The sequence below is a fragment of the Jiella pacifica genome, from assembly GCF_010500815.1.
GTDB classification, from domain to species: Bacteria; Pseudomonadota; Alphaproteobacteria; order Rhizobiales; family Rhizobiaceae; genus Jiella; species Jiella pacifica.
The window spans coordinates 38,408-50,090 of the sequence record NZ_JAAAMG010000004.1 but is presented as its reverse complement, the minus strand read 5'-3'; the positions used below and the strand labels follow the sequence as shown (position 1 = coordinate 50,090).

Below are 11,683 nucleotides of genomic sequence, written 5' to 3'. Positions count from 1 at the left end.
TGCGCGACCACCTCGGCTCGAGTGGCGTTGACGACCGATACATCCGCCTTGCCGCCGAGGGTCAGCGACAGGCCGTCCACCCGCTTGGCCTCGGATTCCACCCGACCGTCGACGAGGCGTGTATAAGCGTCAAGCTGCTCATAGGCGGTCGCGACGGCTTGGCGCGTCGCTTGGTCGCCCGCAAGACCGAGGGCCTCCTGCTCGGCAAGGCCCATCTCCAGATCGAGCAGCCGCGCAGTAACGCTGCGCAGGGCGCCCGCCTGGCTGGCAAAGCCATCGCCGCCGAGCGTCGCGACCTCCTGAAACAGCTGGTCGACGACCGAACCGTCCGCTTTGCCGTCCACCTCTCCCTGCAACGATGTCAGGGCGCTGTTGACCAGAGCGATGTCCTCGCCCTGCTGATCGACCGCCTGCGACAGGGCGGCGACCACCGAGCCGCTCGCCTTGCCGTCCACCTCACCCTGCAGTGACGTTACCGCGCTGTTGACCAGGGCGATGGCCTCGCCCTGCTGATTGACCGTTTGCGACAAAGCGTCGACGACTGAACCGTCCGCCTTGCCGCCCAGCTCGCCCTGCAGCGACGTCACCGCGCTGTTGACCAGGTCGATGGCCTCGCCCTGCTGATTGACCTCCTGCGACAGCGCGGCCACCACCGATCCGTCCGCCTTGCCGTCCACCTCGCCCTGCAGCGATGTCAGGGCACTGTTGACCAGGGCAATGGCCTCGCCCTGCTGATCGACCGCCTGCGACAAGGCGGTGACCACCGAGCCGCTCGCCTTGCCGTCCACCTCACCCTGCAGCGACGTGACGGCGCTGTTGACCAAGCCGATGGCATCGCCCTGTTGATTGATCGTTTGCGACAAAGCATCGACGACTGAACCGTCCGCCTTGCCGTCCACCTCACCCTCAAGCGACGTCACCGCGCTGTTGACTAGTGCGATGGCCTCACCCTGCTGCTCGACCGCTTGCGACAGCGCGGCGACCACCGAGCCGCTCGCCTTGTCCGCCACCTCCCCCTGCAGCGATGTCAGGGCACTGTTGACCAGAGCAATGTCCGCGCCTTGCTGGTCAACCGCCTGCGACAGGGACGTGACCGCCTGAAGGTCCGCCTTGGTGCCGATCGCCTGCTGAAGCGAAGTTACCGCGGCGACCTGCGTCTGCAGCAGCGACCCCTGCGCGACCACCTCGGCCCGGGTGGCGTTGACGATCGACAGATCCGCCTTGCCGCCGAGGGTCAGCGACAGGCCGTCCACGCGCTTTGCCTCTGTCTCCACCCGTCCCTCGACGAGGCGCGTATAGGCGTCGAGCTGCTCATAGGCGGTCGCTACCGCCTGCCGCGTCGCATGGTCGCCGACGAGACCGAGCGCTTCCTGTTCTGCGAGGCCCATCTCCAGATCGAGCAGCCGCGCCGTCACGCTGCGCAGCGCGCTCGCCTGGCTCTGCAGGCCATCGCCGCCGAGCGTCGCGACTTCCTGCGACAGCTGATCGAGCGCCGTAGACGAGGCCTTGCCGGCCACTTCCCCTTCAAGGGCCGTCAGCGCCTCTGAATTGGCGACGATGGCGGCCCCTTGGCCGTCGATCGTGCCCTCGGCGGTGGATACCCGCGTCGTCAGCGACTGCAGCGCCGTCGCACTCGCCGACAGAGCGGTCTCGGCGTCATCGAGGGACGCCTCCAGCCCGAGGATGCTCTGCGACAGCGCCGCGTCGGCCGAGGACCGGGCGGTGCGCTCCTGATAGAGGAGACCGGAGGATAGGTCGCCGAGGGCGAGACCGTCCGGATCGGCCGCGCCCGTCAGGCTCGTCGCCAGCTGCTCGCGCGCCGTCGCCTCGCTGGCGAGACCGTTGACCACCGTCTGCCGCAGCGCCTCCTGCGAGGCGATCGAGGCCCCCGGCGACGGGCGGCCGATGGCGATCCAGTCGATCTCGAAATAATCGCTCGCCGTCTGCGCGGCCGAAAGGTCGAGCCGCAGCCGCTCGATGGTGCCGGTGGCGTCGGTTTCCCAGACGACGACGGCGGTGCCGTTGTCGGCAAAGGTCGGTTCGGCAATCGTCACGCTCTGTGGCGCTGACCATCCGGCGCCCTCGGCGAGGGTCCACCACAGCCGCCCCTCCCAGACGGGCGATCCGGTCCGCCGGATGCGCGCCCGCACCTGGCCGTACTGATCGCCGGAAACGCCGAGCCCATCGGCCGAGGCGACATAGGGATCGCTGGCATGATCGGCCGGGCGCAGCCAGCCGCCCGGGATCCACGTCGGCGCGCCGTTGCCGGCCCAGCCTTCGCCGTCGTCGTCGAACAGCCAGAGCTGCTGGAAGTCGAACTGCTCGTCGACGCCCGCCTGCAGCGAAACCAGGCTTTCCGTCAGCGCCTCGTATTGCGAGGCGAAGGTCGAGCGCAGGCTGCCGATCATCCCGCCGGCGAGCGCAGCGTCCGATCCGTCGTAGCCGCCGCGGATCTGCGTCGCCAGCACCTCGCGGGACGAGGCTGCGGCCGCATCCCCCGTGACGATCGCCTGGTCGAGGCGGGTGACCTCGGCCGAGCGCGACGACGACTCCTCGACGATCTCCGCTTCGAGGCCGGTCATCCGCTGCGCCAGCGCCGAGCTCGGGCCGGTCGCCAGCGTGATCGCATCGGTATAAGCGGCGGTGATGCCGTCGCGCACGACGTCGATGCGGGTCCGCACCTCGCGGATCTGATCGAGACCGAGGGTCGCCGATTCCGCCATCAGCGCGTCGATGTCGAGCAGACGATCGGCGAGCGCCCTGAGATCGAGCGCCTGGACCCGGATGTTGGCCAGCCGCTCCGCCGCCTCGGCGGTGAGCGCGGCAGCCTGATCGGCCACTGCCTGCGTGCGGGCGTCGGTCTCGGCGGCGATGTCTGCGATCCGTGCCTGCGCCTCGGTGGCGATCTCCTGCGCCAGCGCGGCGTCCTCGGCCGCGAGATCTGCGACGGCGTCGCCTCTTGCCTGCGCCTCGGCGGCGAGGTCCTCGGCCAGCGCCGCGTCGGCTGCGGCAAGCGTGGCGACGTCCTCTCCCCGTGCCTGCGCCTCGGCCGCGAGATCGTCAGCCAACGCCTGGACGCTCGCCAGCCGGGCCTGCGCCTCGGCGGCCACCGCGGCGGCATTGGCGGCGACGGCCGCGATCCGCGCCTGCGCCTCGGCGGCAAGCTCGTCGGCGAGAGCGACGTCCTCGGCCACCCGCGCCTGCGCTTCGGCGGCGAGGTCGTTGGCCTGGGCCTGCAGCTCGCTCGCCAGCGTCTCGGCGTCCTCGACGGCCGCGTCGATATCGGCCCGGATCGTGGCAAGGAGCTCACGTGTGGCCTGGGTCAGTTGACCGAGGCCGACGCCGATCACGTCTTCCGGCAGGATCTGGTCGAGGGTGATCGGGTCCGAGAACCCTGTCCAACGCCCGTCGACCGTGAAGCCCTGTGCGCGGAACGTCCAGTCGGCGGTTTCCAGATTGACGAATTCGGCGAAGAAGACGTCGCCGGCCACCGTCGCCCGGTGCTCGGTGAGGACGCCGTCGATCGCGGCCTGCGCCACCAAGAGATATCGATCCATGCGTGGCCCGCCGGCGCGAACGGTCCAGTAGACCTTGGTGATCTGGGCGTTGATGCCGTCCCGCTGCTCGATCGACTGCGCGAGCGAGAGATTGCGCGGCCGATAGAGGGCGAGTGGCGGGTCGACGACGACGGCACTGCCGGGATCGACGATCGGGCCCGTGTCGGCCGAGGTGATGCCCGGCGCGTCGTCGACGACCTGCAGCTCGGCGGAGAAGTTCTTGCCCGGCTTGATCGACAGGAGCCGGAAGACGGCCGTCTCCTCGCCCGCAAGGCCGAACATGAAGGCATCGCCGACCGAGGGCGTTGTGCCGGTGAAGGTGACGGTATGGTGCTCGCCGGGATCGTTGGCGATCGCCAGCACCGTCTCCACGACGCTCGCCTTGCGAACGCGCATGCCGTAGCTCTTGCCGGCCTCCATCACGACCGGCTCGTCGACGGCCACCTCGTTGCCGGCGACCGCCCGGATGCGACCTTGGCTCAAACCCAATTTGACGACGTCATGAGCGATCCGCAGCCGGTCGCCGCGACTGCAGACGAGGTGTTCCAGGTCGGTGGTGAAACGCAGCACGCGGCTGCGCAGCTTGGCCTCGGCGATCCGATAGCGGGCATGACGGAAGATCAGATCCGGATCGGTGACACCTGGAAACTCGACCTGCTCGAAGAGGGTTGCCGTCTCCTTGTTCCAGCCGTCGTCGAAGACGAGGGTCTCGTCCTCGACATAGTCCTTGTCCCGGTTGACGAACTTGACGCGCAGGCCGTGCGGCAGCTCGCGGTAGTTATAGACGACCGAGAAATTGCGGCTGTTGCGCGGCGTGAAGGCCTGGACGATCGGCGCGAGGCTGTCCTCCATCGCCACCGAGAACTTGCCGTCGACGAACACCGGGACGGCTCGCCCGGCCGCGCAGATATCCTTCAGCGTGTCGCGCACCGAGGCCTTGAAGTCCCGGTACATGTCGAAGGTCCAGCCGAAGAGCCGACAGAGATCGGCCCAGCGCTCGACCGCGGCGAGGTCGATCTGCGCGTCGGTCTTGGGCCTTGCGTTGCCCGGCCCCTGGAGCACCAGCCGGAAGAGGTCGGCGGCGCTTCGGGTGGGCGTATCGTCCATCCAGGCCGAACCGGTCCAGCTCTTCGCCTTCGCTCGCGCCAGAGCGGTCAGGTCGGTGATGACGCCGTTCAGCTGCTTCGTCGCCCGGATCCGCAGCGCCGTGATCGCCAGTGGCTTGCCGTATTCGATCGGGGGCGACGTCCGGAAGGTTTTCAATGCCGACCAGATCGCAGTGTCGGCGTGATCGTCGCCATGGTCGTCGGAGGTCTTCTGCAGGCCGACGCTGTAGGCCCTGACGCCGTCGAGATCCTTGAACCGATAGCTCTTGCGGATCGGGTCGTAGCTCTTGGCGCTCTCGACGATCAGGATCGTTCGCAACACCGCATTGGTGTCGTCGTCACGAAGGGTCAGAGTGCCGCGCCAGGTATGCTTGCCCTTGTCGCCGGTGCTGGTGTCGATATTGACGAGACCGTTCGGCCAGACGACGTCGACGACGATCTCGCTCGCCTCGGCCGCGCTCGATCGTTTGACGAGCCCGTCCTCCTGGGCGAGTTCGAGATTGCCGAGATCGAGCTGCACGACCTCACTCGGATAGAGCGTCTGCTGGCCGTCGTCGGGATAGCCGCCGAACGTCTGGATCTCGACGTCGTCGAAATCCTCGATCGGCGTCTCGCCGATCTTGATCGCGGAGAGTTCGAGCGGGCCATGGCCCCAGACGAAGAGCATCCGGAGATACTGATCGTCGCCGTCGAACTCGGTGTAGGGCGAGGCCGCATATTTGGCGGCGACACGATGCTCGCCCAGGACGACGGGGATCGGCTGCCAGCGTGCCGCCTGGTTCTGCCGGCTGGAGATCGAATAGACTTGCTTGCGGTCGTCGATTGCGCGGGTGTCGGTCGCCGGGAACAGCGAATTCAGGGCGAGGTTGCCGCCGAAGACGATCGCCGCCGAGACGACCGTGCCGAGGATCGTGCCTGCGATGCCCAGGACAGACGGTCCGACGATGAAGGACGCGAACACAACGAGCGCGATAGAGAGAATCGTCCGCAGAAGATTGCCCACGGCCTTGCCCGCGACGGCCCGCACGACGACGACATCTCCGGTGACGACGCGATGTCCGTCCCAACGTTCCTGCGCGACCGTCTCGCCATTGACGGACACATGGGCGCCGACCGCGAGCCGCGAGACCTTGCCCTCGGCGGCGCAAATCTCCACCACCTCAGCAACGCTCGATCCGGAGGGCACTCGGATCCGCACGCGTTCGCGCTTCAGCGGATGAAGCGCCGCTACGACCTCGACAGTCTCGCCGGGGCCGAGCAGCTCGCCCTGGATCGGGCTCCGGACGAGCGAGTTCACGACGCCACCTGCGAGACATGCCTGAAGATCCCGGTCACCCGCGGCGCATGCCGACCCGTCGTAAAGGGCTCGATGAGCGCGGTCTTTTGCGCCGGCATGTGCAGCATCTGGCCCCGCCCGATGACGAGGCCGACATGCCAGGGCCGCTCGCGCATCTCGACGACATCCATCGGCCGAGCATCCGCCGGGGAGATCGCGATCCATGGTTCGCGCGCACCGCTGAGGATGTCGGCGATCGCCAGACGGTCCGCCGTCGTCTGGTAGGAGTCCGCAAAGCTCGGCAGATCGACCCCGAGAAGTTCACGGAAGGCGATCAGGACGAGCCCCCAGCAGTCGCAGCCGTCCCGGCTGCGGCCTCGCTCCAGCCAGGGCAATCCGACGAGGCTGTCGAAGCGGCTGCCCATCAGAACGTCGTCCAGAGACCGCCGAACCGGCCAGGCGTGAAGGTGTCGGCCGGGAAGGGCTCGGAGGCGAGCGTGTCGACGGTGAGGTCGAGGACGGCATTGCCGGCCTCGATGGCGGCTTGCGTCAGTTCGAAGTCGGCGAACTGGACCTCGGGATCGTCTGGCGCCGAGGCGAGCACGATCTCGGCCGTCACCGTCGCCGGCGTGACGCTTTTCTGCAGAAGCGGCTCGAGCTCCTGGCCGACGTCATAGACGGTGAGGCGCAAGGTCGGCTGCGCGTCCTCGCCCTCCTCCGGCAGCGCGATCTCCATCGGCATGAAATGATAGGTCGCGCCGCGACTGACGGTCCCGCGCAGCTGCTCCTCGAAATCGACGAGATCGGCATTGTCGCTGGAGATCAGCATCGGCTCGTCGAGATCGGGATGATCGAAGGCCAGAAGCAGGACCACGACCTCGCCGGTCTCGTCGTCGAACATTGCCTTCCGGAGGTCTAGCGAAACCGTTCTCATGGCAGCCTCACGAGATCGAGGGTGACGAGCCATTTGGTCCGGGTGCGGGCCGGCACCGGGGACGGCATGGTCTCGCCGAACTTGACGATCCACTCGCCGTCCTCCCGCTGCGCCGGCATGCGGAAGGGAAGCGTGCCGCCCCTTAGTGTATCGGCGACGAAGGCCTTGAACGTCGCCAGCTGCGTATCCGTCATCTGGAAGGCGCACTGCAGCGGCTCGGGCACGTAGGAGAAGCGCCGGCGCGTTCGGGTTGGTCCCGCCTCGGTCGGCGTCGACAGGCGGCCGTCGCCGAAGCCCCGCCGGAAGCCCTCTCGCTCGGCGTGCTGCAGCAAGGTTGCGGGCCAGACGTTCATCGTGTCACCAGCCCCGGCGCGACGCCGTAACCGCTGCGCAAGACGCGATTGGTGTCGGTGCCGGCACCGGTCACCTCTTCTCTCACCTTGTCGCGAACGTAGATCTCCAGGCGGCGCTCGCCGTCAGGCCCGACGCCCTCGCGCCGTTCGATATCCTCCCCGCCGCGGCGCTGATCGAAGATCTGGACGATCGGCGCAGGCGCTGACCAGGTTCCGGCGGAAGCCTGCCTGGCACCGCTGACCGGCCGGTCGCCGCCGACCACGCCGCCATGCTCATAGCCCCGGCCGCCGCTGCGGATGCCGATGCGGATCGCCTCGGCCGCCTTCGGGCCGCCGGCGGCCTTCACGTCGTCCTGGTTCCAGACGACCTCGCCGGCATGGACGTAGCCGGCAACCGCGTGCCGTGGTCCGTCGCCGGTGTAGCCGCCGGTGTCAAAGCGCATCCCGGCCCAAGGGTCCGCGCCCCCGGAACCTCCGCCGAAGAGCGATCCCAAAAGCTTGCCGATCCCGCCGCCGCCGACATTGCCGATATCGCGGATGAGCTGCTGCAGGACGCCACCGAGCCCAGGGACGAACTGATCGGCGATCTGGCCGACACCTCCGAGCAGCGTGCCGTTGAGCGTCTGCTCCATCCCGCTGGTGAACTGGTTCGCGGCGGGCCCCAGGGCAGAGGCGGACTGCGACAGGGTCGAAGCCGTCGCCTTCATCTGCGACTGATAGGCTGCGAGGATCTGATCGCCGCCAACGCCGCGCAGGCCCTCCCACTCGTTGCGCAGGCCCGAGACCGAGGCGCCCCGGCTGTCCGCCAGCCGCAACGCCATCGTGTCCTGCAGCTGCGGCGAAAACAGCGTCTCACCGGAAAGCCCCATCTCGTCCCGCAGGCCGCGAAGCGTCGTGCGGACGATCTGGTAGGCGCCGACGGCAGACGAATTGAAGGCGTTCTGAGGGTGCCGCAGCATCGCCGTCTGCAGCGCATCGATCTGGTCGAGCGTCATGCCGCTGAGGTTTTTCTCGCCGCCGGTGAAGGCACCGTAGCCGAGGGTCGTGTTGTAGCCGTTTGGTCCTTCCGTTCCCTCAGCCCTCCGGACGAGCTGCAGGAAGGCGCCTTCGCCCGACCCCGACGCGAGCCGGTCGAGGGCGCCCGCAGCCCCACCGGGCCCGATCAAGCCGGGCATGCTCCCGATGCCCGGGCCGACCAGCGAGACGTACAGCGGCATGTCGGTCGAGGAACCGCGCTCGGCGAGCGTGATCGCGGGCGCCGTCGGCTTCTTCACCTCCTGTCCGGTGATGCGTGCCCAGATCCCCTCGAAGCCGCCGAGATCATCGAGCGTCGGGGCCTCGGCACCGGTCAGGAGGTTCTGCAGCGGATTGCGGACGGACAGGTCGAAGAGTGACTTGACGATGTCCTTGCCGGCCTGGTCGAAAGCGTCGGCGATGGAGGCTGAGCTGTCGAGGCCCGCATCGAGCAACGTGTCGAGAGCGCTCGACCCGGCCGCCTGGACGCTCTGCCAGGCCTCGCCGGCCCGTTCGACGTCGGCCCGGTATTCGGCGAGCGCCCTGGCGTTCTGGCGATAGCCATCTGCCTCATCGCTCATCACGTCGATGCCAGCCCGGCGGATGTCCTGCTCGGCCTGCAGATCCGCCATGATCCGCCGGCGCTCCGCCGCGGAGGCGCCGATCGCCGCGGCCTCGGCCTCGATCTTCGCCAGCTCCTCTTCCTGCGGCCGAAAGAGGCTCTGCCGCGTCTCGATCGCCAGCGCCGCCCGCCGCGCCGCGCCATAGGCCTGCCAGGTCTCGGCGAGCTGCGGATTGAGTTCGATCTGCCGGGCGACCTCCTGATTGATCGCCGCGAGCTGACGGGCATGCCCCTCAAGTCCGGCCAGCGCCAGTTCGTCTGCCGCATTCCGGGCAGCGTCATTCGCCTCGCGCTGTGCCTCGGCATAGACCCGTAGCGCCGCCTCGCTGCCGCGCAGCCGCCGCTCATGCTCTTCGAGGCTCGGATCGGTTAGCGCCTGGTTGAACGCCTTCGCGCTCTCGATCGCCGCCCGCTCGGCTGTTGTGCGGGCGCCGATCGACTGGATGTCGAGCAACACGCCCTGCCGGCGGATCTCTTCCTGGCGGGTCAGTTCGTCGAGGGCCGCCTTGCGCTGCGCGTCGGCGATGTTTCTCTTGCCCTCAACGAAACGCGGGCTTTCGCGCAGCTCGTGGATCCGGCCGATCGTTTGGGAATAGGCCCGCTCGATCTCCTGGCGCGACGTTAGATTCGCAGGCACCAGCGAGGCGAGTTCGCCAGCGGCCTCCCGGTAGGCGCCTCTGGCGGCCGCGCGGCGCGTTTCCTCCACGGCTTTGCGTAAGGCGACGGCCCGAGCCTCAGCCTGCCGCGCCGCGTCGGAAAGCGAGAGCAGCTCGTCGATCCATTTGCGCACGGCGTCCGGCGTATCCGGATCGAGCCGAATGTCGGCAAGGCTTTCCTGGAATTCGGCGGCGTTCGCCTTGCCTCGCACCAGTTCCGAGACCAGCGACTGAACGTCCCCGACGGTCCGACGATAGTTCGAATTCGTCAGCCAGTCGGCCGCGCTCTGAAGCCCTTCGAGGGTCGAGGTCCGGAAGTTCGCGACGTTCTCGACGACGGCGTCCGACGCTTGACCTCTTGCCAGCTGTTGCTGGCGGACCGCCGCATCAAGGCGGGCCTGCGCGAGGTCCGGCGAAACTCGGAGTTCTCGCGACATGACCGCTGCCGCCCCGGCGGAAACGTCGCCATAGATCGTGCTGGTGTCCTTTAGCGCCTCGTTGTAACTGCGGACCGCCTTTTCCGATTCGGTGATCGAGCGTTCTGCCTCGCTCGTCCGCAGCGCCATGACGGCAGTTGCGCCGGCAAAGGCCGTCATGGCAACTGTCCCTGGCGTGATGAACCGCGTCAGGCCGAGCACTTCCTGCCCGATGCCCTTCAGTGCCTTCTTGGCACCGCCCTCGGCATCGGCAAAGACCTCGGCGATCTGGAAGCCCTGGCTGGTCAGGATCTGGGTCGCCGAGGCGCCCATCAGCGCCATGGTGCCGACGTCGCCGCCCTGCCGGAGCAGGTTCATCCCCTGGTCGGGCCGGAAGCCGACCCTCTGCAGGAATCCGCCCGCCACCGATTGATTGCGCTCGCCTCGGGTCAGTGCCCGCATCTGCCGCTCGGCAAGCTCGGCCGCCTGGCGGCGGTAGACGTTCGCCTCGGCGCTGGCGAGCCCGGCCGTGCGCTCGGCGGCGGCGATCTCGGCGAGCGTCCGCTTGTAGTCCTGGCCGATCTTGTAGAGCGGATTGTAGCGCTCGCGGATCTCGGCGAGCATCGGTGACTGGTTCTGCGGCGGCAGGTCGGTCGGGCCGCCGCTCCCGCCGCCCAACCCGGGAGGCAGAAGCGGTGCGCCGACCCGGTTTTGGTTCGCACCGAGCCGCCGCTGCACCTCTTCGCGATAGGCGACCTCCGCTCCGGCCGCGCCGCTCAACGCACGCCGGACGTCCTCGGCCGCGGCGGCCTCGGCCTTCATCGCTGCCGTCATCGTGCCGAGGTCGCCGCCGGCGGCCTTGGCCGCCTGGCCGGTCGCGGTGATCTCCTGACGCGCGTCTTTCGCGCCTTGCCCGACGCCCTTGGCGTCGAGCGTCATGATCATCGAGAACTTCAGCGGCTGGACCATCAATTGCCCTCCGCCACTTCGCCGAAGGCTTCGAGTGCCGCCTCTTCCATCAGCTGCAGATCGGCAAAGTCGACGTCGTCGAAGCCGCGGCGCCGCAGCATCGCGTCGACGCCGGCATAGTCGAGCCCGAGGCGCGTCATACCGGCGAGGCCGACGGCGACGCGCCAGCACGTCGCGCAGGCAAGAAACGCCCGCACCGTCTGCCAGTTGATCGCCCACACCGCCACGTCGTCGCTCTCCCCGTCTTCCGCTTCTTCGAGATCCACCGCGACGCCGAGCGCCGCGAACTGCGCCTGAAGGTCCTCGTCGATTCGCGCCGAGAGGGCGGGATCGGCCCGTCCTGCCCACGCAAAGGCGGCGGCGCGCGCCGCCGCCCTCAGTTTCCCGATCGCGCCTCGCCGGACATCGACTGCGACATCGCGCGGTAGACCCCTGCGCGGAACCACGGAAACTGCAGCGCCTTGTCGAAGGCGTGCTCGCTGAAGGGCTGTTCGCCGCCGCCCGGCGCCTCGACATTCCGCCATCCCTTGGAGACGCGCTTGAGAAGGTCGTGCTGATGAGCGGCCCGCTCCTCCGCGGTTTCGAGGGCCAGATAGGCGGCCTGCAATGCCTCGGCCTCGTCCTGGGGAATGGCCTCGAATTCCATCTCGAAGGCCTGGGCGATGGTCTTGCCGGCGGCTTTCGGGTCGGGAATGTGGACGGTGACCGGCCACCAGTAGCGGTAGGTTTCGGCGAGGACGAAGTTGGCCATGGAAGATCCTTCGAAGGGCGTTTGAAGGG

At 68.4% G+C, this 11,683-nt stretch carries 7 protein-coding genes; all 7 read right to left on the bottom strand.

The features are described from left to right. On the bottom strand, window positions 1-5,960 hold a 5,960-nt coding region (locus GTK09_RS06510; protein WP_163462102.1), incomplete at its 3' end, for a host specificity factor TipJ family phage tail protein. Continuing rightward, complete coding sequence (locus GTK09_RS06505) at window positions 5,957-6,364, bottom strand: C40 family peptidase (RefSeq protein ID WP_163462100.1); 408 nt, start codon at window positions 6,362-6,364, stop codon at window positions 5,957-5,959. The genes GTK09_RS06510 and GTK09_RS06505, both read right to left, overlap by 4 nt. Continuing rightward, on the bottom strand, window positions 6,364-6,840 hold the full coding sequence (locus tag GTK09_RS06500) for a DUF1833 family protein (protein ID WP_163462098.1): 477 nt from the start codon (window positions 6,838-6,840) through the stop codon (window positions 6,364-6,366). Before GTK09_RS06500 ends, GTK09_RS06505 begins: the two co-directional genes overlap by 1 nt. Window positions 6,841-6,869: 29 nt before the next feature. Continuing rightward, window positions 6,870-7,226 carry a hypothetical protein gene (locus GTK09_RS06495; protein WP_163462096.1) on the bottom strand — a complete coding sequence of 119 codons (357 nt, stop codon included), beginning with the start codon at window positions 7,224-7,226 and terminating at the stop codon, window positions 6,870-6,872. After that, on the bottom strand, window positions 7,223-10,903 hold the full coding sequence (locus tag GTK09_RS06490) for a phage tail length tape measure family protein (RefSeq protein WP_163462094.1): 3,681 nt from the start codon (window positions 10,901-10,903) through the stop codon (window positions 7,223-7,225). The genes GTK09_RS06495 and GTK09_RS06490 overlap by 4 nt, the downstream gene beginning before the upstream one ends. Further along, entirely contained in the window at window positions 10,903-11,349 is a 447-nt protein-coding gene (locus GTK09_RS06485) for a DUF1799 domain-containing protein (RefSeq protein ID WP_203560910.1), read from the bottom strand. Before GTK09_RS06485 ends, GTK09_RS06490 begins: the two co-directional genes overlap by 1 nt. After that, on the bottom strand, window positions 11,280-11,654 hold the full coding sequence (locus GTK09_RS27150) for a hypothetical protein (protein WP_203560909.1): 375 nt from the start codon (window positions 11,652-11,654) through the stop codon (window positions 11,280-11,282). Before GTK09_RS27150 ends, GTK09_RS06485 begins: the two co-directional genes overlap by 70 nt. Between the last annotated feature and the right edge of the window lie 29 nt (window positions 11,655-11,683).